The organism is Bacillus cereus group sp. BfR-BA-01383 (assembly GCF_022663495.1).
Classification (GTDB): domain Bacteria; phylum Bacillota; class Bacilli; order Bacillales; family Bacillaceae_G; genus Bacillus_A; species Bacillus_A cereus_AU.
This window is the reverse complement of sequence record NZ_JAKUFP010000010.1, coordinates 1-23,836: the sequence shown is the minus strand read 5'-3', so window position 1 is coordinate 23,836 and position 23,836 is coordinate 1. Positions and strand designations below refer to the sequence as shown.

The following is a 23,836-nucleotide window of genomic DNA, read 5'->3' as shown; positions in this document are numbered from 1 at the left end:
CTGGCACCTTATATTTGTATAGTAATAAGTGTAAACATATATGAAGGAGGCAATACAATGAATTTTGAAGTAATCCCTTTTTTATCATTAAACGGGCAAGGTGCAAAAGCAATTGCATTTTACGAACAACATTTAGGTGCAAAAGTTTTATTTAAAAAGAATTATAAAGAGATGAAAGAAATAGATCCAAATTTCACATATGAAGAAAGCCAAGAACATTATATTACCCATTCCGTTTTACAAATTGGCACTAATAAAATTATGATTGCGGAGCAGGCAGTTGATTCCACACGCCCTTGGCAATTAAGTAATAGCTCATCTTTATGTATTCAATCTAAAGACTTCCAAGCCATTGAAGCACTCTATCATAATCTAATTAAACATGAAGAAGTTCATATTTTAACACCTTTTGAAAAAAACTCCTTCAGCCCTGGTTATGCCATTGTTCGAGATCCTTTTGGAATTGTAATACAATTGACAGTAACGAGACATGAATTCTAAATCTCATCATAAAATACAAAAATATATAAAAAAGCGCAGCCATTTCGGCTGCGCTTTCGAATTATTATTTAGTTTCGATTAAACCATATTTCCCATCTTTACGGCCATATACAACATTAGTTTCATTTGTATCAGCATTTGTGAAGACGAAGAAATTATGTCCTAGCATATCCATTTGTAGGATCGCTTCTTCAACGTCCATCGGTTTTAAATCGAATCGTTTTGTACGTACAAGTTCTAATTCATCCTCTTCTACCTCATCCAGAACAGCTACTGCTTCTGGAAGGATAAAGTTAGTTTTCACAGAACCTTTTTCACGTAATTTACGATTTACTTTTGTTTTATGTTTACGAATTTGTCGCTCAATTTTATCAACTACTAAATCGATAGCAGCGTACATATCGCTATTAGATTCTTCTGCACGAAGTAATAAATCAGTAAACGGAATTGTTACCTCGACACGTTGCTTGTCAGAGTATACTTTTAAATTAACTTTAATCTCTGGGAATGTATCAAAATAACGCTCTAACTTACTTAGTTTTTTCTCTACATATTCCTTTAATGCTGGAGTTACTTCAATATTTTCACCACGAATGTTGAATTTCATAGATGAATTCCTCCTTTCAAGCCTATGTACTATAATTTCGACATTGGCTTAAAAACTCCTTCTAACTTTTTTAAAAAAATTAGTGGAATTGCGATTTTTTTATCGTTTTTTGTTGAAATGAAAAGATGCATCGTTTCTATCTTTATTTTACCCTATTAACATCGTGAGTAACGAATATAACTGTGGACAATTCGTTACAGAAAAGAAACAACTTTTTGACAACTCTACTCATAACAAAAACCCCTTGCAAAAACCAAGAGGTTCTACTACATATATATAACGTTGCCACAAACGTAGCTTTCTCTCCCAAAAACAATATCCCTACAGTTTCACAACGTTAGCTGCTTGTGGTCCACGTGCTCCATCTACAATATCAAACTCTACTTGTTGTCCTTCTTCTAATGACTTATATCCATCTTGCTGAATAGCAGAAAAATGGACAAATACATCATCACCATCTTCACGCTCAATAAACCCAAATCCCTTTTCCGCATTGAACCATTTCACTCTTCCTTGCATGTTCATTCCATTCCCTTCACTCTAAAAATCAGGGCACTCGCCCCATATTTTGACTATAACGAATGACAAGATATGAAGTCAAAGAAGACTTATCGTCTTTTTATTATCCCTTTCGACAGTTACAGATTAACTTCTACAGAGCGTCAAACTAGAAACTTCCCTTGCTCCTCTATCGTATAAAAGGCTTCCAATTTGCCTAACTGTAATTCCTGTCGTATATAAACATCATCAACGAGTAAAATATGTTGTCCATGAAACATCTCTTCCCCCTGAAAATAAAAAGGATTACTTCCTGACAGTCTTTCTTGCCGCGTCTTCTTACTTTGCTTTTCTGTTTCTCTTCTATTTAATGATGGATATGAAATACTGACAGGTAAACAAGTTGCTAATAACTCCGCTTGATTAAAGCCACGTTCGTATTCCCGTTCTCTACTAAGTGGAACAGCGATAACGGTTGAAACATTCTGGAAATACTTTTGAAAAAGACTTCGAAAAGGCCAATGAAAAATATGAACTAACTCTGCATCGCCTCGAAACTTAAACAGCGCTAATATTTCTTTCATCTCATCATCGTACATGTACAACGAACGATTTTTAAAGGACCGATATCCCTCTTCATTCATCCACCTTACGCAATCCGGGCAAATGCCATCTTCTTCAAACGAGGCAGAAACAAGTTCTAAGGGTCGCCCACATTCTCTACAAATTTCTCCTATAATATAGGAAAGTTTCCGCTCACATCTATCACACATATATTGCTTATGAAGCTTTACAAAAAAGGTGTTCCAACTAACTGTTTCCCAAATATACTCATCACAAAGTAGACAATGCATTAATCAATCCTTGTTCTTTAGCATTTTTGTTCATACTTTGAATATGTTTTTTCGCGCGTACCATCGCCTCTGTCTTACCATAATGAAAATACACGACTTCGCCATACGGTTCCGCAAAACTACGACCTACCCGGCCTGCAATTTGTACGAGCGCACTTTCTGAAAATATTTCTTCTTCCGCTCCTAAAACCGCTACTTGTAAATTCTTCACAGTTACCCCTCTCTCTAAAATTGTTGTTGTAACTAATAACGGAATTTCTCCCTTTCTGAAAGCCGCTACTTTTTCTTTTCTCACCGGATCTTCTGCATGTACACCTTCAACTCTATTGTCTAATGACTGCAATAACAGGCTCATTTCTTCTATATATCGCACATGAGGAACAAATAAAAAGATAGGGTACTTTTTGTTTAAGTACATTTTTAACCATTGTAGTAAAACTTGAGGAATTCTTTTATGATCGAGGCTTTTCTTCCAATTTCCGCACCAGCAAAATAGAGGAACTGGCAACGGATGACGGTGGTATCGTCCAGAGACAACGATACCTTTTTGTTTCCCCTTTCTGAAATTACGCTTCCACTTTTCATCTGGAGTTGCCGTTAAATAAATGCGAGCCGCTTTCTCTTTCATCGCTTGTTTTACCGCGTACTGTAACATTTGATCAGCATGATACGGGAAAGCATCTATCTCATCTATAATCATGACATGAAACGCTCTATAGTAACGCAACAGTTGATGAGTAGTTGCAACCACTAACGCTGCTTCATTCTCTCGTTCTGTACTCCCGCCTTATAAAGCAACTACATTGATATGCGGAAATACTTCTTGTAATCTCGGTGCTAATTCCAGTACAACATCTGTTCTCGGCGTTGCGACACAAACTCTTTCTCCCTTTTGAAGTGCCTCTGCAATACCATAAAACAACATTTCTGTCTTTCCAGCCCCGCACACAGCCCAAATAAAAAACGATTCTTTCTGCTTGATGGCTTCCACAACACCTTTTGCCGCCAACTCCTGACCAGTAGACAAAGTCCCTTTCCATTGTAAAGGACTTATCCCTTTCTCTCCTTTTCTTTCAGCGATCCCGCGAACAAGTACAGCACATTCACTAACTCTCCCCATCGTTATACACTTCCGGCAATATGTACATACTTTACTGCACCTTTTACATGAAAATGATGCAAATAGTCGTTGCTCTATATTCCCGCAGCGTTGACACATATATTTAGAAGCCTTCTTTGTTACGCCTTGTACACATACAACCTCTCCCCTCTTTTGCAAATCATGTAATTCCTCCCGTAAATCTGAAGAGAGTTCCTCTAATAGTAACTGTTTCCCAGCTAACATCAGCAATCACCTCCAGCATTACTATAAACCTTTCTCATAATCTCGTAAAAACTCAAAAAAGCCGATAACCTACTTATAAAATAGTAAGCTATCGACTTTATACACGTGTTTTATTAAATTATAAATCCTAGAATCTACCGTATCCTAAGAAATGTTTTTGGTTGTAGCTACTGCTTAAGCTAGAGTAAGCAATCCCTTTATCACCAGCATGAATCATTTGGCCATTACCAACGTAAATACCGATGTGAGATGGACCTGGTTTATAAGTACCTTGGAAGAATACTAAATCTCCAGGTTGTGGGCTACTTACTTTAGAAACTGAGTTCCAGTAACCTGCAACGTCTTGACGACCTACACCATAGATGTAAGAAATAAATCCACTACAGTCAAAACCACCGTTTGATGGAGATGCACTTCCCCAAACATATGGCATACCTAAGTATTGTTGCGCTTTACCAATTACGCCACCCGCATTTGAAGCTGGTGCTGGCTCTTGTTGTTTCTTTTCTTGTTTAGGTGCCTCTTTTTTAGGCTCTTCTTTTTTAGCTTGTCCACCATTGTTTGCTGGTGTAGCTTGAGCTTGCTCTGCAGGCGCTTGTGCTTGTGCTGGTTGAGCTTGTGCGTCTTTAGCAGCTTGTTCTGCTTGTTTTTGAGCAGCAGCTTCTTGTGCAGCTTTTTCTTGCGCTTCTTGTTCAGCCATACGTTGTAATTGTAATGCTTGTTTTTCAAGCTCTTTCAATTGACCTTCCGTACTTGTCATTGAAGTTACAACTGTATCCATTTTACCGCTTAAATCATTTACCGCTGTTTCTTTTTTCGCTTTTTCAGCGTCAAGTTCTTTCTTAGCAGTTTCAATTTGAGCTTGTGCTTCTTTTAATTCTTTTTGTTTTTCTTTTACCGTTGCAACATCTTTTTTCACGTTCGCTTGATCTTCTTGTTGTGTTTTCATGATATCTTCGTCAGACTCAAGAATTTTAGAAACAGAAGTTAAACGATCAACTAAATCAGCAACGTTTTTAGAGTTTACAAGAACTTCTGTTACAACGTTCGTGTTTGGTTGTTCTTGAAGTGCAACTAAACGTTTTCTTAATAACTCTTCACGTTTTGCAATTTTCGTTTGTAGTTCTGCAATGTCTTTATTTTTCTTTTCGATTAATTGCTCAGTATCAGCAACTTTTTTCGTTGTTTCATCAAGTTTTGAAGCATTCTCTTGAACAGACTTATCTAAACCTTGAATTGTTTTGTTTAAGTCATTCATTTGCTTTTGTAATTCATCACGTTCTTGTTGTTGTTTATGTAAAGTGTCATTTTGTGTATTAATTTGTGATTTCACGTCAGAAATTTTATCTTCTGCAAATACATTTGGTGTTAATCCTGAAAACATTAACCCTGCAACTAATGCGCAAGATGCCATTTTTAGCTTTTTCATTTTATTTTTTACACCGCTTTCTTTTTTCTTTTTCCGTATATAACCTATAAAATTTATACCATAATTCGGGATTTTTTTTACCAATGTTACGCTTTTGTAAAACAAATGTAATATTATATGTCTCTCTATCGCAAAATACGTATAATTTTGTATGTATGTGTAGAATTTCAAAAGATTCACACCACTTTTTATATGCAAAGAAAAAACGTAAGGTATCCTGTCCCTTACGTTTTGTTAAATATACAAATGAAATCGAAATGCTATTTCATCCATTTCTCAGCCCAATTTTGGACTTCATCCATAACACTTTCTAACGCTTTCCCTTTTTCAGTTAAGCCATACTCGATTCGAACTGGTACCTCTGGATAAACATTACGAACTACAATGCCTTCGCTTTCCAATTCCTTTAAACGCTCTGACAACATACGATCGCTCATATTCGGTATAATATCTGCGATTTCTCTAAAACGTTTCGATTCTTCGAGCAACGATTTAATAATTAAGCCAGTCCATTTTTTACTAAGCAACGTAAAAGCTGACTCAAACTTTGGACATAAACAAGAATTATGCTCCATATGTTTCACCTCTCTTCCATTATAATATAGTTTCTTGTAAAAAGTAAGTTATAAAACTTTCCTCATTATTTTATTTTACGTACATTTTACCATTTCCAAATATTAACTTGTCAACTAAACGTAAAATATCCGTAAAAAAACCCTCTTCAAGTAAGAGAGCTTTTTATATCTTTATTACTTCGTATACCATCCAAGACCTAGTGCACCTTCACCTAAATGCGTACCAATTACCGCACCAAAATAACCTGTACGGATTGTGACATGAGGATATTTTGCTTCTAATTCTTCCTTCCATTCATTCGCTTCCTCTTCACGTTGCGCATGAATGATAACTGCTTCCATAGGTACACCTTTACTTGCTTGCTCATCAAAAATTTCAACGATTCGTTTTAACGCTTTTTTACGTGTACGAATCTTTTCAAATGGAATAATAATTTTATCTCTGAAATATAAAACTGGCTTCACTTGTAACAAACTACCAATGAAAGCTTGCGCACTATTTAATCGTCCACCGCGTTGTAAATGATGTAAATCATCGACCACAAAATAAGCGTCCATCGTTTGCTTCATTTCATCAAAACGGGCGATGATCTCTTTTGGATCCTTTCCTTCACTTGCTAGTTTTGCTCCTTCACGTACATAGAATCCTTGTACTTCACAACTAATTTCAGAGTCATACGTATATACATCAATACCCTCTACCATCTGCCCAGCTGTCGTTGCAGTTTGATATGTACCACTAATTCCACTTGAAAGATGAATGCTAATAACCGCATCATAATCCTTAGATAATTCTTCATATAACTCAACAAACTTTCCGATTGCTGGCTGAGAAGTTTTCGGAAGTTCTTCTTGCTCACGTACTTTCACATAGAAATCATCTACTGAAATTTCAGCTTCTTCTTGATAAGATTCCGTTCCAAACACAACGTTTAATGGAATCATATATATATTGAGTTCTTTACGAATATGCTTCGGTATATATGCTGTACTATCAGTAACAATAGCTGTTTTCATTTGCGTACCTGCCTTATAAAAAAGTTTTTATTCCCTAAGTTTACACGAAAAATAAAAATGGTGCATCTATACATAAAAATGCCAGTCAAAAATTATACTCACAATCCCGACAAATTACAACAAAAAGGTGAAATACTCATCAAAAATTTCAACGTATTTGCAAAAAATGTTTGAATATAAAAACGCCCGCTCTTAAAATGTAAAGTACTAGTCATTTTGATAGATAGGGGCGTATACGAGTGCTATTACAATATTTAACAATAAAAGACTACGGCGAAAACGAGATTGTCATCCAAAAATCAAGATTTATCTGCTATATTAGCCGAGCTAGAACCGAAGAAGAAGCTCAAGAATTTATACAAAAAATAAAAAAACAAAATTGGAATGCAACACATAATTGTTCCGCGTATTTAATTGGTGAACAAGATCAAATCCAAAAAGCAAATGACGATGGCGAGCCTAGCGGTACAGCTGGCGTACCTATGTTAGAGGTGCTAAAAAAACGCGGTCTAAAAGATACCGTCGTTGTCGTTACACGCTATTTTGGCGGCATTAAACTTGGTGCAGGTGGATTAATTCGTGCATATGGAAAATGTACAAGTGAAGGTATTAATCATGTCGGTGTTGTCCAGCGAAAACTAATGCGTGTTATGCAGACCGAAATTGACTACACATTACTTGGCAAGCTAGAAAATGAATTACGTAATTCGAAATATGCCATTAAAGATATACATTATCTAGAAAATGTCACATTTGATACGTATGTAGAAGAAGACGGAAAACAAACATTCACAGATTGGATGATTGAATTAACAAATGGGAAATGTACAATTACAGAAGGAGATATGTTGTACTTAGAACAAGATGTTATCTAAGCCTAGCTAACTTATCACCTTTAAAGATTAATGTAGTGAATTACTTCCCTACAAATGAACTAAGGAGATTATATATGGAAGAACGTTATTACCATCTCCAAAATAGCAGAATAAAAAAGAAACGTAGAAGGAAGTTTTTCTTCTTCCTTATTTTCGCATTTTTATTTGGCAGTGTAGGACTTTATGTATTAAATTCCTACTCTTCTCTCATGGGGATGTATAGTGGTTTTACTCGTGAAAAATCGGATTTAAGAACCGAAGATGTCGAAATTACAAAGGAACCTTTTACAGTCCTCATTATGGGTATAGAGGACTATGCAACAGACGGGCAAAATGGTCGTACAGACTCATTGATGTTTGCGACAGTCAATCCGAAAACTCAAAAGGTTTCGCTTATGAGTATTCCTCGCGATACTCGTGTTCCAATTGTTGGAAAGGACAAAGAAGACAAAATTAACGCTGCGCATGCTTACGGCGGAGAAAAAATGGCGATCAAAACCGTCGAAGGCTTTCTAAAAGTTCCTGTAGACCATTATATTAAAATTGATTTCCAAGGCTTTAAAGGTATCGTTGATGCTGTTGGCGGTGTTACCGTTGATGTCCCCTTCGATTTTTGGGAACGTTCTGACGTGGATTACTACAAAAAAATTCAATTTAAGCAGGGGCAACAAAACTTAAACGGTGAAGAAGCACTCGCTTATGTCCGTATGCGAAAGCAGGATCCAAATGGCGATTATGGTCGGGCAACTAGACAAAGGCAGTTACTAGCTGCTGTTGCTCAAAAGCTAAATTCGGCCTCTACTGTATTTAAAATTAAAGACTTAACGACTGTTGTTGGAAAATATATAAAAACCGACATTCCTATTTCAGACGGACTTGCTCTTTACAATACACTCTCTGGATTTGATCCTTCTACAATGCAAACGTTAAAGCTTGAAGGAGAAGACAAAAAAATAGACGGTATTTATTACTTCCTTCCAGATCCAATCAGTGTAGAAACGGTGCGTAACGAAATTGAAAAAGAACTAGGAGAAAAAGAAAAAACTCCAACTACAAAAACCGACTCAAATCCTAATTCGAATACTAACGAAAAAGAAAAGAAAGACACGAGTGAGAACAAAACACCACCTGAGCCGCCTCCTTCTACAAATGCTCATGCAGAGTGGATTATGAGAAACCAGCAATAACAAAAAGAGCCAAATCCTATGCGATTCGGCTCTTTTTGTTTACTTATTGAAGTGTTGTAAAATCGCTTCTACAATACGCTCTGATGCACGGCCGTCACCGTAAGGGTTAGATGCTTTCGCCATCTCATCATGAGCTTCTTTATCTGATAACAACTCATCAGCAAGATTAAAGATTGTCTCTTCGTCTGTTCCTGCTAATTTCAGTGTACCTGCTTCGATACCTTCTGGGCGCTCTGTTGTATCACGAAGAACAAGAACTGGCACACCGAGTGATGGGGCTTCCTCTTGTACCCCGCCAGAATCAGTTAACATTAAGTATGAACGAGCTGCAACGTTATGGAAATCAATTACGTCTAACGGCTCGATTAAGTGAATGCGGTTATGTTCACCTAAAATATCATTTGCTGTTTCACGAACAACAGGGTTCATATGAACAGGATACACAACTTGTACATCTTCATGCTTATCAACAAGACGCTTAATTGCACGGAACATATTACGCATCGGTTCACCTAAGTTTTCACGACGGTGAGCTGTCATAAGTATAAGACGATCATCTCCAAGTTTCTCTAGTACAGAATGATTGTATGTTTCTTTTACAGTCGTTTTTAATGCGTCAATCGCTGTATTTCCTGTTATGAAAATGCGTGACTCATCTTTGTTTTCTTTCTGTAAGTTCGTTGCTGATTTTGCTGTCGGTGAGAAATGAAGATCCGCCATTACACCTGTTAATTGACGATTCATCTCTTCTGGATATGGAGAATATTTATCCCATGTACGAAGTCCGGCTTCAACATGCCCTACTGGAATTTGATTATAGAAGGCAGCTAAGCTCGCAATAAATGTTGTCGTTGTATCACCATGTACAAGTACAATATCCGGCTTCGCTTCTTTCATTACTTTATCCAAACCTTCTAAACCACGTGTTGTAATATCAATTAAAGTTTGACGGTCTTTCATAATATTCAAATCGAAATCTGGCGTAATCCCAAAGATATTTAATACTTGATCTAACATTTGACGATGTTGTGCTGTTACAGTCACAATCGATTCAATTTTTTCTGGATGTTTTTGCAACTCTAACACAAGAGGTGCCATTTTAATTGCTTCTGGACGTGTCCCGAAAATTGTCATTACTTTTAAACGTTCAGTCATTTTATTGCCTCTTTTCTTTCGCTAGTTACAACTTCTATTATGACATATAAGAAAATGCATGGATACATGCCTTTTTAACGAATAACAGAAACAGTTCGATTACAAATACTTTTTCTGCCAATCGAATAATAATCTATCTCTTGCCTCTTGGCATCCTCATCAGTATAACAATTTCTTCCATCAAATAAAATAGGCTCTCTCATAAGTTGTACGTACTTTTCTAGCGGATAAGCCCGAATAGCCTCCCATTCCGTTACGATAAATGCCGCACTCGCTCCTCTAATTGATTCATCTATACATTCACTATATTGTATAGTTTCTCCAAATATATTTTTCACATTTCGAGTCGCCTTCGGGTCATACAGAACTACCTCCGCACCTATATTAAGTAATTCCTCTATTATAATAAGAGATGGTGCTTCTCTAATATCATCAGTGTTCGGCTTAAATGCCGCTCCAAGAACCGCAATCCGCTTCTTGTTCATATTTATTACGTTCTTCGCCTTTTCAATCAATACCAACTGTTGTTTATTATTCACTTCAATAACTGCTTTTAACAAGCGAAAATCATGTGCCACATTCCCTGCAATTTGCACAAGTGCTTTCGTATCTTTCGGAAAACATGATCCCCCGTATCCAATACCAGCATTAAAAAAAGATGCACCAATTCTCTTATCCATTCCCATCCCTTTTGCAACATCTAATACATTTGCGCCTACCTTCGCACATATATTTGAAATTTCATTAATAAAACTAATCTTTGTAGCTAAGAAAGCGTTCGACGCATATTTAATCATCTCTGCACTTTGAATATCTGTCACATACGTTTTTAAGCGTAATTCACTATACAAACTCTCCACTCTTCTCGCTACTTCCTCATTATCCGCACCAATTACAATACGGTCTCCCTGAAAAAAATCGTAAACACCTGAACCTTCCCGTAAAAATTCTGGATTCGATACGATATGCAATGCATGTCTATTTTGTAACTTCTCCTCAATCCATCCTCTCATCGCAACATTCGTCCCTACAGGAACCGTACTTTTCGTAACAACAACAATGTCGTTAGTCGCATATGTTCCAATATCATCACAGGCACTTTGAATATATGTTAAATCCGCTGTCCCATCTAATAAAGAGGGTGTTCCAACTGCAATAAATATAAACTCTGCATTGTTAAATGCATGTACTCTACTTGTTGTAAAAGTTAAACGATTTTTCTCACATGCAACCTTTATTAATTCATGTAAACCAGCTTCATAAATAGGCAAATTCCCTAGTTTTATCTGTTCAATTTTTTCATCATTTATATCAAAACACGTAACCGAATGCCCCAATATCGCCAACCCTACTCCTGTAATCAATCCAACGTATCCGGTACCTATTATCGTAATTTTCATTTCCCTTTCGCACAGGAATATACAGTAGAAAATATACGAATACACAGCATTCTCCCTGTGCTTCCCCCTCTCACATTAAAAATGAGAAAACTCTTTTACTTCTTTTTATTATATGAATTACTTTTCCAATTTTTTTTAAAGTTTTTGTAAAATTAAATGAGGCATTATAAATTCCCACATTTTAACACGGAACTTACTCATTTCTACGTGTAACACTTATAATACTGAAATAAAAGTATTTACTATCGAAGAGAAACATGAAATGTCATATTTCAAAGCCTAATACGAGTAACATTCTTAAATGACCCAACAATCTGTATACAATTGTCATATATTCTATCTGCTTCCATTTACCGTAAAAAGAAAAAAAGATTGAATTCTAATCTTTTTGTGATACCATATGTTATGAGCCTGTAAACAAACATCATAATTTTCAGATAAATACAATTAGAAAAATTACGTTAAACTATAAAAGGTGGGGTATTAATGGACTCACAAGTGATTTATGCCATTTTGGCATCATTCATCACTGTACTCGTCGTTACTCCTTTAGTTATTAAATTAGCTTTCAAAATAGGAGCAACAGATAAACCAAACGCACGTAAAGTACACCAAAAAATTATGCCTCGTCTTGGCGGGTTAGCAATTTTTATCGGTGTAGCTGTAGGATTTGTTGTTGGTGGATTATACGAACAAAGAATGCTATCGATAACTTTAGGTGCTATCATCATTGTTATCATCGGGATTTTAGATGATATGTACGAACTATCTGCGAAGGTAAAATTCGGTGGACAACTATTAGTTGCCCTCATGATTGTAAAAAGTGGATTATTAGTGCAAGTATTATATATTCCAATCCTTGGGGACACTGAACTTGGATGGCTTGCTTATCCAATTACAGTATTTTGGATTGTAGGTATTACGAATGCAATTAACTTAATTGACGGCTTAGATGGATTATCTGCTGGTATTTCATCTATTGTACTGGCAACGCTAGCATATATGGCCTTCACTAGCCCATGGGGTACTGGAACAGCTATCATTTTACCTCTAGCACTAATTGCACTTGCAAGTACACTTGGATTTTTATTCTATAACTTCCATCCAGCGAAGATTTTCATGGGAGATACAGGGGCACTATTTTTAGGATACTGTATTTCTGTTATATCGTTACTTGGATTATACAAAAGCGTAACGTTATTCAGTTTTATCGTTCCAGTTATCATTTTAGGTGTACCTGTATTTGATACGACATTTGCAATCATTCGCCGTATCGTCAATAAAAAACCTATTTCAGCACCAGATAAATCGCATTTACATCACCGCTTACTTGCAATGGGATTCTCTCATCGTAAAACGGTACTAATTATTTACGCATTTGGTATTTTCTTTAGCGTAAATGCTATTATTTTCAGTAGTGCGACATTATGGTTATCCATTATTCTTCTTTTCGTTTTAATCTTCTTTACAGAAATTATTGCTGAAGTAATCGGTCTTGTACACGAACGTTACAAACCAATTATTTCCTTCTATAAAAAAGTGAAGAAACGTGAAGACTAATTATAGTATAGCCTTTACAATTATGAAATATTCAAATAGCATCCTCTTTCTTTGAAGAGGATGCTATTTTTTATCCTTATTTTATCCTGATTGGTGTGGTCTAATAATTAGTGGGGGATGAACAAAACCCCCACTGATTATTGTTTCGCTTTATATTTCCAAAATATAGATTGTTTGAGAGTTCCTCTATTGGAGAAAGATATACATAATAAGAAAAGAATCACATTTTCTTTTTTACATCTTGATTGTCAAACTGAGGGTGAATGTTATGATCAAGCGATTACTTCAATGTATAATTTTATTTTTAACTATTACTATGTACGCATCATCTAATACAGAAGCAACTACAGACATTCAAGCAGAAGATTACCAAAACACTCAAACTACCTCTCCTACAAAAAAAATTGCGTACTTAACATTTGATGACGGACCAAACAAATATACTACGCAAATTTTAAACATTTTAAAAGAAAAGAACGGAAAGGCAACTTTCTTTGTTATTGGAGGAAAAGTACCGCACTACAAAACGACAATGCAGCGATTAATTAAAGACGGACATTATATCGGGCTTCATAGCATGTCACACGATGTAAAACGCCTTTACACTGGCGATCCTTCTACTTTAATTACAGAAATGGAACAAGCGCAAAACATTGTCCAGCAAATTACAAAGTTAAATACACACCTCGTTCGTGTCCCATACGGTAGTATGCCTTACTTAAAAAAGAATTACCGTGACGCACTTGTATCAGCCGAGTATAAAATGTGGGATTGGACCATTGATACATATGACTGGAAAAGCTATGACAACCCTTCTGCCATACTAGAAAGAGTGCGTAATCAGAGCGATGAACAAGTTGAAGTTATTTTAATGCATGATTCGAGTGTCACCGTACAAATCCTTCCAAAAGTAATTGATTATTTACAATCACAAGGATACAAACTTCTTCCCTATAATCCATCTTCCCATCTCGAAGTGAATTTTTGGAAAGACACAAGGTTGTAACAGCTTTAGTGCTTATGTACTAAAGCTGTTTTATTTTTCTCTTCCCACCCTTCCCATTTTTGTGTAAAATTTTAAATAGTGATGAAGTTTCGAGGTGAATAGAAATGAAACGAATAGATCTCATTTTTAACGCAATACAAGAAGGGAATTATACAGAAGGTGTAACCGCATCAGAACTTGCTACCCTTCTACAACTAGATCGTGCCAATGTAAGTAGCGACTTAAACAAACTTGTAAAAGATAAACGTTTATTAAAAACAAATACGCGCCCTGTTCGTTTTTATATAGAAACGAACACTTCGTTGGAAACGCATTCAAGGGATGTCACTTCATTAGATACATTTGCAACTGAAAATACAAGCCTTAAAATCGCAATTGAAAAAGCGAAAGCTTCTATTCTCTATCCTCCAAATGGTATGCATACTTTACTGCTAGGAGAAACAGGGGTCGGAAAATCTATGTTCGCTTCTTTAATGCACGAATATGCAATTGAAGTTGAACAACTTCCCAAAAATGCACCATTTATCGTCTTTAACTGCGCTGATTATGCAAACAATCCACAGTTACTACTTGGACAGTTATTTGGGATTAAAAAAGGAGCTTACACAGGTGCAAGTGATCAAAAAGGGTTAATTGAAAAAGCACATGAAGGGATTCTTTTCTTGGATGAAGTACATCGTCTTCCTCCAGAGGGGCAAGAAATGCTTTTCACCTTTATTGACCGCGGGGTATACCGCCGCCTTGGAGAAACAGAAAATGAGCGAAGGGCACAAGTATTAATCATTACTGCAACAACAGAAGAACCAAATTCATTTTTATTAAAAACATTTACAAGACGTATACCGATGACTGTCACGCTTCCACCACTTCGTGAGCGTACACATAAAGAACGCTTTGCTTTACTGCAACTATTTTTCACAAATGAAGCAATTCGTCTAAGGAAAGAAATTCATGTTAGCCCGAATGCAATGCGTGCTTTCGTCTTTTATAATTGTCCCAATAACATCGGTCAATTAAAAACGGATGTACAAATTGCCTGTGCGAAAGCTTATTCGGATTTTGTGACAAAGAAACGTGATTCTGTCTATGTTTCAAGTACAGATTTACCTTGGTATATGAAGGAAGGACTGTTTATTGAAAGAAAGAGCCGTCACCTGTACCAAATACCAAATGAAACATTTGTATTTACAGTTGATGAAGGCTGGAGTAACCATAAAACAGAAGATGAAAAACGTTCTTCTATTTACGATTACATTGATTATAAATACGAAGAACTTCAAGCACGCGGTATTGAAGAGGAAGAATTAGAACTACTAATAGAAAATGATATTCAAAGCTTTTTCGTACAATATTTTAACCAAATGTCTAAAAAGACAAGTCATGAAAATGTTTTTAAAATTGTGGATCGCAATATCGTTTCCGTATGTGAAAAAATCGCGGAGCTCGCTGAAAAACATTTATCTAAGACGTTTGATGAAAAAGTATTTCTCGCTTTAAGTTTACATGTACAGACAACTCTACAACGCTTACAAAGCGGGAAACAAATTCACCACCCGCAATTGAATCAAATTCGTACGAAATATAAAGAAGCTTTTTCCGTAGCTATGCAATGCATTCAACTACTCGAGGAAGAATTACAAATAACAATGCCTATTGATGAAGCGGGCTTTTTAACAATGTTCTTCGTTGTTGATCCAATCCCTGCCTCACAAACAGAAGTAAAAGTATTAATATTAGCACACGGTAATGGCATCGCAACAGAAATGGCAAACGTCGCAAATGAACTTCTCGGCATTGAAGAAGTAACCGGTATTGATATGCCGTTACATGAATCACCGAAAGATTTCTTAGAGCGTGTGAAAATGTATATGAAAACACTTCAAAATGTAAATGGGCTTCTCTTACTTGTTGATATGGGGTCGCTCGCTTATATCGGTGATATATTAGAAACCGAGTTCAAAATTCCTGTACGTGTTCTTTCTATGACAAGTACACCACACGCACTGGAAGCAGCACGAAAAGCTCAGCTCGGTTATTCATTAGACGCACTATATGAGACAGTGAAAAATTTAACACCGTTTTACTTAAACGTACAAGAAGAAAAGAAAAAGCCACTCTCTCCAATGAAATCTGTTATTTTAACAGCTTGTTTAACTGGTGAAGGAAGTGCTTTAGCAATTCAAAAAATGTTAGAGAACTATTTGCGATTTGATAAAGAATTAATTGAAATTATTCCGATTAGTATCATCCATGAAAAAGATTTAACGAAAATGATTGAAAACATAAAAAAAGAGCGTAATATCATTTGTATCGTCACGAATTTCGATGTGCAAGTACCATGCTTAACATATCATTTCCAAGATATTGTGAACTACACAGCGATCCAGCCAATTCAAGAATTAATTACGTATGAGGAAACATATGTAAAAATGGCTGATATTCTTGAACAACAAATGCAGCGTAACGATGGCGTATTACTTATCAAAACAATTCGTTACGCACTAAATACAATTCAAGAATTAATTTCCTTACAACTAACTCCTGATAGTTTAATGGGGGTAATTCTTCATATGAGCTGTATGGTTGACCGTCTTCAAAAAGGAGAAAGTCTCCTCCCTCATCCAGATAAAGAGAAAAGAAGACAAGATGAATACTGGATGTATATGAAAGTGAAAAAAGCATTACAACCGATTGAAAATACATTTGAAATACAAATACCGGATGATGAAGTATTTTATGTCATGGACTTCTTCATCAAAAATCAACCTGTTAAAAATTAAACTAAGCGATAGTGTAATACGTAGTAAGTGAAATTATACGAGCGATTTTCAAAATATATCAATTTACTGACAATAATCGCTAAAAATAGCACCTTATATAAGAAGAAAAGGCTGTTCCAAAATGAACAGCCTTTTCATTTACTTCTTTATTTTTCTAATCCGCCCTCTTATTTCTCCCCTTTTATGTGATTTCGTATGAACATTAACATATACATTAGCTTGAATAATTTCTTGGAGAAAATGAACAAATGATTTCCCTTGTAAAGGCCCCTCGAAATCCTCCGCATTCATAACACCAGTAATACTCCCCTCGTTCAAACTAATCCCCTGTTCTAGCGGACCGTATAAATAGCAAACAATAGGGCCAATTTGAGCAGATTTTCCTAAATGAATTTGACACGATGTGACCTTTTCTATATTTTTTAGTATTACTCTGTAATGCAACTTCGTTAAATCATCACTGAAAATAAACTCTGCTACCCCAAAAGCTTCTGTATTTACAGGAGGTACTTCTCTCTTCCCCATTAGCCTAGCAAAAAAGTGTGTTGTCATAAGGCATTCTCCTTATATAAATTTCCCAGCACTACTTCTACTACTTTATGGTTTAGACATAATCATTTATGACTTTTTCAATTTTAATTACGAAGAAAAGATTCACACAATCTTTACATTAGAATCGTTTCTTTTGTTTTATAGCCTCTTGTATAATGCACTTAGAACAACATTCTAGGAGGTAGTTTTGAAAAACAACAACTATTCTATTCAATCATTAATAGAAATTTTTCTCGTATCATTTAAATTAGGACTTACTTCATTTGGAGGCCCTGTCGCCCATCTCGGCTACTTCCATCACGAATACGTAAAAAAAAGAAAATGGCTAGATGAACGAAGTTACGGCGACTTAGTAGTACTATGTCAATTTCTTCCTGGACCTGCTAGTAGCCAGGTCGGTATGGGGATTGGGTTATTACGCGGCGGATTATTAGGAGCCATTATTTCATGGATTGGATTCACTCTACCATCTGTGCTCGTTTTAGTTTTCTTTGCTTCATTCCTTAATCAGTTCGAACTTGGAAGTTCCGGCTGGATTCACGGACTGAAACTTGTTGCAGTCGCAATTGTCGCACATGCAATATGGGGAATGGCTCAAAAGTTAACACCAGACCGAAATCGTGCAACGATTGCTATTGTCACTGCTGCAATCGCCTTATTATGGCCAAATAGCTGGACACAAGTCATTCTCATTATAATATCTGGCTGTATCGGCTGGTTTTTATATCGTAACCAACCAATTAGCCAATCTCAAACTATAAAAGTGCCTATTTCAAAAACGATAGCAGTTTCTTGTCTCGTCTTATTCTTCGGGCTATTACTACTGCTACCCATGTTAAGGCCGTTCTCTTATTTCATCTCTTTATTTGATAGCTTCTATCGCTCTGGTGCACTTGTATTTGGCGGAGGACACGTCGTACTTCCCCTTCTTGAGAGCGAGTTCGTACAAAACGGGATGATGACAAAAGAACAATTTCTAGCTGGATACGGATTAACCCAAGCGGTGCCAGGTCCACTATTTACATTTGCCTCTTATATAGGAGCAGTGCTAAATGGAACCGCCGGGGCAGTAATCGCAACAATCGCTATCTTTCTTCCTGCCTTCCTGCTCGTTATTGGTGTTTTACCATTTTGGGACAGCGTAAGGAAAGCACCTTACATACAAGGCGCACTACTTGGAGTAAATGCAGCCGTTGTCGGTATTTTACTTGCAGCTTTTTATGATCCAATTTGGACGAGTACAATTATGAATTCTGTAGATTTCGTATTTGCTTCTCTTCTTTTTTGCTTACTCGCTTTTTGGAAAGCGCCACCTTGGGTTATCGTTATACTCGGTGCCTTCGGCGGATATTTTCTTTCCATTTTGTAATTCAAAAAACGACGGCCCTATTTAACCGTCGTTTCCCTATTAAAACTTCACAAGCTCCATTCCCTCAGGCAGCTCACTCTCCGTTAAAATGCGCAATTCTTTCACACGATCCATTACATAAGAAGAACGTCTCACAAGCTCTGGATCAATATAAGCTGGATGTACCATGATTTCTACCGTTTGTTCAACTTGTACTCTTTCTTTTAACTTCACAAAGTAATCTTCCGCCACACCTTCAGCGTAAAAATCACTGTAAAACACATCTGAAAATGGACGTACCGCTCGCTCTTCCTCACAACGACGAATCGGAACATGATATTTACTTGCTAATCTCTCAAGAACATCATGTAAAATCTTTAATCCATGTACATGATGATGACTATCTAAATGAGTCGGTGTTAATCCGTAAGATAAAAACTTCTCAATTTGAGCAGTCCATTCTCTTTCTACCTCTTCTGGACTTATATTTCCTTCCCATACGACGTTTTGTTTATGAAATGCTCCGTCTCTACTCACCAGTGTTGGAACGTCTTTAAGAAGTGGTTCTCCTGCCGTTAATACGAGATGCACTCCTACTCCTAGCGTTTTATATTCTTTCGCTAAGCTTACCGCATGCTCTGTCCCTGGCATATTCATCATCATCGTCGTTGAATTTACGAGCCCGTTTTTATGTCCATCAATAATGCCGTAATTTGTACCTTCTGTAAGACCGAAATCGTCTGCATTTACAATTAACTTAATCATCCTAATACCTCCTATCGAAATAAAAAAAGCGGGCTAAATAGCGCCGCTTTTCACTTCTCTATCTTTTTAAAGAATTGTGGAAGATGCTCTTTATGAGCCTCTAACATTTCATCTAAAATTTGTTTTGCAACTTTATCTGATGGTACAAGTGGATTAATTGTCATAGCAAGCAGCGCCTTATGATAATCCCCTGTAACAGCAGCTTCAATTGTTGTGCGCTCAAATGATTTAATTTGCTGTACTAAACCGCGAACTGGTACTGGAAAATCTCCAACTGCAATTGGTTTTGGACCTTCTTTCGTAATAATACAGTTCACTTCAACAGCAGAATCATGTGGTAAGCTTGCAATTGTTCCGTTGTTTCGTGTATTAACAGGCTGGATATCACCTTTATTATTGTAAATAGAAGTAATTAAACTACATGCCGCGTCACTATAATAAGCTCCGCCACGTTTTTCTAATTGTGGTGGCTTAATATCTAAATTCGGGTCTTTATATAACTCGAATAAATCATCTTCTAATTGTTTTACTACTTCTGCACGTGTACCTTTTTCAATCGAAGCTTCTTTCTCTTCTTCTAGCATCTCACGTGTTTTGTAGTAGTAGCGATGGTATGGACATGGAATTGCACGAAGACCGCGAATAAAGTCTGGCTCCCAGTTAAGCGCAGCAATGTTTTCCATCGTAATTTGCTTTTCTGGATCTGTTACAAGCTCTAACACACGATCCATTACACTTACGCCATCTAAGTATACATCTAGTCCGTATACCATATGATTTAAACCAGCGAAATCTACATGTACGCGACTTGCATCTACTTCAAGTAATCTCGCAAGACCCATACGAATTCCGATTGGAACGTTGCATAGACCAACTACTCTTTGAATATTTGTATAGCGAAGTACAGCTTCAGTTACCATACCTGCTGGATTTGCAAAGTTAATAAGCCATGCATTTGGACAAAGTTCCTCCATGTCCTTACAAATATCTAAAATAACAGGAATCGTTCTCAGTGCTTTAAATAAACCACCAGGGCCATTCGTTTCCTGACCGATCACATCATATTTTAAGGGAATTGCTTCATCTTTTGCACGCGCTTCTAATAAACCAACGCGAAGCTGCGTTGTTACGAAATCAGCATCCTTTAATGCCTCGCGGCGATCAAGTGTTAAGTGCACCTCGATTGGTAAGCCTGATTTTTTCACCATACGTTTCGCTAAGTTACCAACGATTTCTAACTTTTCTTTTCCTGCCTCAATATCTACTAACCAAATTTCCCGAACAGGAAGCTCATCATAACGTTTAATAAATCCTTCAATTAACTCTGGTGTATAACTAGATCCACCGCCGATTGTAGCAATTTTAATTCCAGTCATGCTTTATTCCCCTTTCGCTTCAAGCTTTTTATAAAGGTCGATAAATTCTGCTGCCAATTCTTTCACTGTAATCGCATTCATTAAGTGATCTTGTGCATGAATTAAAAGAACGCTAATCTCTGTTTTTTCTCCTCTTGCTTCTGATTGTATGAGCTCTGTTTGGAAATGATGCGCTTCATTAATCGCTTCTTTCGCCTTTACCATCGCTTCATCCGCTTCCGCCATTTTCCCCTGTTTGGCAAATTGAAGTGCCTCCATTGCAAAGCTTCGTGCATTACCACTATTTAAAATCAATTGGAATGGAATTTGTTCTGCTGTAGTCATCATAATTACCGCCCTCTCTATTATGGTTCAACCGATTTAAATACCCCTTCAGTTTGAACATGTCTATTAAATTATTATTTTATTGATGATAGTTTGGTGTTCTTATAGATGTATTTCATCTTTTTGAACATGATATAAAGGTAATTGTTCTCACAGACGATGTTGTCTGTGAGAACAATTTCTATGTTACATAGGTAAAGAATTATTATTGCCTTGTGCTGCTGCTTTTTCAGTACGAACAACAGAACGGTCGCATAATACAACGAATGGATAATAGATTACCATCGCAATTACAAAGTTGAATAACTGTAGAATTGCACCAGAAATATGTCCACCTGTTACAAGATACCCACTAATAATTGGTGGTGTTGCCCATGGAATCATCACAACTGTTTTTGGTACCCAACCAATAGATATAGCTGTATAAGAAGTAATTACTAATATAATTGGTGTTAGGATAAACGGTAAGAATAAAATTGGATTTAAAATAATTGGTGTACCAAAGATTACTGGTTCGTTAATGTTGAATGCACCTGGACCAATTGATAGACGCGATACACCACGTAGTTGTGCACTTTTTGCTACAAGTAATACCACTACCAAGAATGCTAATGTTGCACCAGAACCACCAAGATATACAAAAGTATCAAAGAATGGTTTTGTAATAATGTTTGGAACATCAAATGCAGATGTACCACCTTGGAATAACTTCATGTTTTTCTCTAATGCCGGTAAGTATAATGGCTCAATAATACCACCAACGATATTTGGACCATGTAAACCGAAGAACCAAAGAAGATGAACAAGGAGTACAATGACAATTGCACTTGGTAATGTCCCTGCTAAACTTTGCAGTGGTGATTGAATCGTATTAAAGATAAATTCATGAACACTTGTACCAGCTAATTTCACTGCTAATTGAATACCTGCAACTACTGTTAAGATAACAAATGCTGGAACTATAGCTGCGAAAGATCTTAAAACTGCTGGTGGTACTCCATCAGGCATTTTAAAAGTAATATTTCTTTGTACAAAGAAACGGAATACCTCAGTAACAAGGAGTGCCACAATAATTGCTACGAATAACCCTTGTGCACCTGTCCAAGCTAAGTTCAATCCGCCTTCTTTCGGTGTTGTTGGCGTAAGAATAATTAACGCACCAAATGAAATAATACCTGCTGACAAACCATCAACGCCGTAAGATTTTGCTAAGTTATAACTTGTTGTAAATGCTATGATTAGTGCTAGAATCGCGAAAGAACCAGTCCACATTCCACCGCCAACTTGTTTCCACGTTTCACCAAACAAACCTTTCATGAAATCTTGGAAAGCTTCAGATGGAAAACCATTAATTAGTGATGCCAGTGCACCAACTAAAATAAGTGGCATAACTGCAATAAATCCATCACGGATCGCAGCTAAGTGACGTTGCGATCCGATTTTACCAGCGACAGGAACAATATATTTCTCCATGAATGCAATAAACTTTTGCATTTCGCTTCCCCCCTAATTATTTTTTAAGTGTTAATGCGTGATCTAAAACTGCTTCTCCATTCATCATGCCGTAGTGCATTGGATTAATAACATCGATTCCAACGTTTCTCTCATCAGCAAGCGTTTTCATTGAAGAAAGCATGTAACGAACTTGTGGTCCTAGTAATAATACATCTGCTTGATCGATATTCGTTTTTACTGCATCCCCAGATACAGCCCAAATCTTTCCTTCTAGACCGCGAGCTTTTGCAACCGCTTCCATTTTTGTAACTAGTAAACTTGTAGACATCCCTGCTGAGCAACATAATAAAATATTCATTTGAAAATCCCCCTTGTGTAGTATAAAAAATTTATGTTTATTTATTTTTCTTTACGCTATTTATTAATGCAATTAGCGTGCCAACTTTTTAAAACCACTAAAATCAACGCTTTTCCGGGCATTCCCCTTGTGTGTTAACGCTTTCAATTAGTGTGTCCCTCAAAAAACACACAGTGTGTTATAAAACAACACGCTTTTAACACATAACTGTATGAAAATAGGTTAGTGTTTAGTTGTCTAGTTCTGTTTAAAACAAAAAACACTAATTTTTTTTAAAAGCGTGAAAATATAATAACGAAAAATATAATATTTCGACTCAAATCAAAAACAAATACCTATTCAAGATACTCGTCTAACTATCGTCCAAGCACACGCTACTAAATTACATAAAATAGAATAAAATAACACAATTCGAAAGGGGATTCCTATGCCAAAACATAGAAAACAGAACAAAATAAAGATTTATAGAATAACGAGCTTTAAAAAAGACAAGCCTTCTGAATTAGACTCTGACAAATTTGAGCTAGACCAGCAAGAAACTGAAGATAAGCAGGACAAGCAAGATAAACAAGACAAACAGGACAAACAGGACAAACAAGACAAACAAGACAAACAAGACAAACAAGACAAACAGGACAAACAAGACAAACAAGATAAACAAGATAAACAGGACAAACAGGACAAACAAGACAAACAAGGTAAACCAGGTAAGCCAGGTAAACCAGACAAACAAGATAAGCAGGATAAACAAGACAAACAAGATAAACAAGACAAACAGGACAAACAAGACAAACAAGACAAACAAGACAAACAAGACAAACAAGACAAACAAGACAAACAAGACAAACAAGACAAACAAGACAAACAAG

20 protein-coding genes and 3 pseudogenes are annotated in these 23,836 nt (G+C 36.4%); 8 read left to right on the top strand and 15 right to left on the bottom strand.

The window, feature by feature from the left end; genetic code table 11:
* Positions 1 to 57 precede the first annotated feature (57 nt).
* Entirely contained in the window at positions 58 to 501 is a 444-nt protein-coding gene (locus MR065_RS12035) for a VOC family protein (RefSeq protein ID WP_242213806.1), read from the top strand.
* A 64-nt stretch (positions 502 to 565) separates the two neighbouring features.
* On the opposite strand, the gene hpf is transcribed toward MR065_RS12035, so the two are convergent.
* The 7 genes and pseudogenes from hpf to MR065_RS12000 form a co-directional block, all read right to left on the bottom strand.
* Positions 566 to 1,108, bottom strand: a complete 543-nt coding sequence (gene hpf / locus MR065_RS12030) for a ribosome hibernation-promoting factor, HPF/YfiA family (RefSeq protein ID WP_097904131.1) — start codon at positions 1,106 to 1,108, stop codon at positions 566 to 568.
* 321 nt (positions 1,109 to 1,429) lie between these two features.
* Positions 1,430 to 1,627: a cold shock protein CspC gene (gene cspC, locus MR065_RS12025; RefSeq protein WP_001990088.1), complete on the bottom strand. Its 198-nt coding sequence runs from the start codon at positions 1,625 to 1,627 to the stop codon at positions 1,430 to 1,432.
* A 126-nt stretch (positions 1,628 to 1,753) separates the two neighbouring features.
* A pseudogene (locus tag MR065_RS12020) lies at positions 1,754 to 2,460 on the bottom strand (phosphoribosyltransferase family protein).
* Positions 2,441 to 3,805: pseudogene (gene comFA, locus MR065_RS12015) on the bottom strand (ATP-dependent helicase ComFA). The pseudogenes MR065_RS12020 and comFA overlap by 20 nt, the downstream one beginning before the upstream one ends.
* A gap of 127 nt (positions 3,806 to 3,932) precedes the next feature.
* A complete protein-coding gene (locus tag MR065_RS12010) occupies positions 3,933 to 5,339 on the bottom strand; it encodes a C40 family peptidase (protein WP_242213891.1) in 1,407 nt (468 codons plus the stop codon).
* Between the two features lie 155 nt (positions 5,340 to 5,494).
* Positions 5,495 to 5,809, bottom strand: a complete 315-nt coding sequence (locus tag MR065_RS12005) for a winged helix-turn-helix transcriptional regulator (protein ID WP_000400858.1) — start codon at positions 5,807 to 5,809, stop codon at positions 5,495 to 5,497.
* Between the two features lie 174 nt (positions 5,810 to 5,983).
* Positions 5,984 to 6,826 carry a DegV family protein gene (locus tag MR065_RS12000; RefSeq protein ID WP_242213805.1) on the bottom strand — a complete coding sequence of 281 codons (843 nt, stop codon included), beginning with the start codon at positions 6,824 to 6,826 and terminating at the stop codon, positions 5,984 to 5,986.
* Positions 6,827 to 7,065: 239 nt separating this feature from the next.
* Between MR065_RS12000 and MR065_RS11995 the strand changes: the two genes are divergently transcribed.
* Together MR065_RS11995 and MR065_RS11990 are read left to right on the top strand one after the other, a co-directional pair.
* The gene (locus MR065_RS11995; RefSeq protein WP_242213804.1) at positions 7,066 to 7,701 is read left to right on the top strand and encodes a YigZ family protein; all 636 of its coding nucleotides are present in this window, start codon (positions 7,066 to 7,068) and stop codon (positions 7,699 to 7,701) included.
* Between the two features lie 74 nt (positions 7,702 to 7,775).
* A complete protein-coding gene (locus MR065_RS11990) occupies positions 7,776 to 8,888 on the top strand; it encodes an LCP family protein (protein ID WP_242213803.1) in 1,113 nt (370 codons plus the stop codon).
* A 39-nt stretch (positions 8,889 to 8,927) separates the two neighbouring features.
* Here the strand turns inward: MR065_RS11990 and wecB are convergent, their stop codons facing one another.
* Together wecB and MR065_RS11980 are read right to left on the bottom strand one after the other, a co-directional pair.
* Entirely contained in the window at positions 8,928 to 10,043 is a 1,116-nt protein-coding gene (gene wecB / locus MR065_RS11985; protein ID WP_242213802.1) for a non-hydrolyzing UDP-N-acetylglucosamine 2-epimerase, read from the bottom strand.
* A gap of 74 nt (positions 10,044 to 10,117) precedes the next feature.
* Positions 10,118 to 11,488 (bottom strand): UDP-glucose dehydrogenase family protein, encoded by a 1,371-nt coding sequence (locus tag MR065_RS11980; RefSeq protein WP_313895159.1) that lies wholly within the window; start codon positions 11,486 to 11,488, stop codon positions 10,118 to 10,120.
* Between the two features lie 441 nt (positions 11,489 to 11,929).
* Here MR065_RS11980 and MR065_RS11975 point away from each other — a divergent pair, with 441 nt between their 5' ends.
* From MR065_RS11975 to MR065_RS11965, 3 genes are all read left to right on the top strand, one after another.
* On the top strand, positions 11,930 to 13,003 hold the full coding sequence (locus MR065_RS11975; protein ID WP_242213800.1) for a glycosyltransferase family 4 protein: 1,074 nt from the start codon (positions 11,930 to 11,932) through the stop codon (positions 13,001 to 13,003).
* Positions 13,004 to 13,271: 268 nt separating this feature from the next.
* A complete protein-coding gene (locus MR065_RS11970; RefSeq protein WP_242213799.1) occupies positions 13,272 to 14,009 on the top strand; it encodes a polysaccharide deacetylase family protein in 738 nt (245 codons plus the stop codon).
* 104 nt (positions 14,010 to 14,113) lie between these two features.
* Positions 14,114 to 16,789: a sigma-54-dependent transcriptional regulator gene (locus MR065_RS11965; RefSeq protein ID WP_242213798.1), complete on the top strand. Its 2,676-nt coding sequence runs from the start codon at positions 14,114 to 14,116 to the stop codon at positions 16,787 to 16,789.
* Positions 16,790 to 16,927: 138 nt separating this feature from the next.
* On the opposite strand, the gene exsM is transcribed toward MR065_RS11965, so the two are convergent.
* Positions 16,928 to 17,341 (bottom strand): exosporium regulatory protein ExsM, encoded by a 414-nt coding sequence (gene exsM / locus MR065_RS11960; RefSeq protein WP_097904121.1) that lies wholly within the window; start codon positions 17,339 to 17,341, stop codon positions 16,928 to 16,930.
* A 187-nt stretch (positions 17,342 to 17,528) separates the two neighbouring features.
* Here exsM and MR065_RS11955 point away from each other — a divergent pair, with 187 nt between their 5' ends.
* The gene (locus MR065_RS11955; protein ID WP_242213797.1) at positions 17,529 to 18,710 is read left to right on the top strand and encodes a chromate transporter; all 1,182 of its coding nucleotides are present in this window, start codon (positions 17,529 to 17,531) and stop codon (positions 18,708 to 18,710) included.
* Between the two features lie 39 nt (positions 18,711 to 18,749).
* Here MR065_RS11955 and chbG read toward each other — a convergent pair whose 3' ends face one another.
* The 5 genes from chbG to MR065_RS11930 all read right to left on the bottom strand — a co-directional run bounded on the left by chbG (position 18,750) and on the right by MR065_RS11930 (position 22,967).
* Positions 18,750 to 19,454, bottom strand: a complete 705-nt coding sequence (gene chbG, locus MR065_RS11950) for a chitin disaccharide deacetylase (protein WP_242213796.1) — start codon at positions 19,452 to 19,454, stop codon at positions 18,750 to 18,752.
* A 50-nt stretch (positions 19,455 to 19,504) separates the two neighbouring features.
* On the bottom strand, positions 19,505 to 20,830 hold the full coding sequence (gene celF / locus MR065_RS11945; RefSeq protein ID WP_242213795.1) for a 6-phospho-beta-glucosidase: 1,326 nt from the start codon (positions 20,828 to 20,830) through the stop codon (positions 19,505 to 19,507).
* 3 nt (positions 20,831 to 20,833) lie between these two features.
* Positions 20,834 to 21,157 (bottom strand): PTS lactose/cellobiose transporter subunit IIA, encoded by a 324-nt coding sequence (locus MR065_RS11940; protein ID WP_000989050.1) that lies wholly within the window; start codon positions 21,155 to 21,157, stop codon positions 20,834 to 20,836.
* Between the two features lie 183 nt (positions 21,158 to 21,340).
* Positions 21,341 to 22,648 carry a PTS cellobiose transporter subunit IIC gene (gene celB / locus MR065_RS11935; protein WP_242213794.1) on the bottom strand — a complete coding sequence of 436 codons (1,308 nt, stop codon included), beginning with the start codon at positions 22,646 to 22,648 and terminating at the stop codon, positions 21,341 to 21,343.
* Positions 22,649 to 22,664: 16 nt separating this feature from the next.
* Positions 22,665 to 22,967, bottom strand: a complete 303-nt coding sequence (locus MR065_RS11930; protein WP_227571913.1) for a PTS sugar transporter subunit IIB — start codon at positions 22,965 to 22,967, stop codon at positions 22,665 to 22,667.
* A gap of 427 nt (positions 22,968 to 23,394) precedes the next feature.
* Between MR065_RS11930 and MR065_RS11925 the strand changes: the two are divergent.
* Positions 23,395 to 23,836, top strand: a pseudogene (locus MR065_RS11925) (polyamine aminopropyltransferase); the annotation flags it as partial.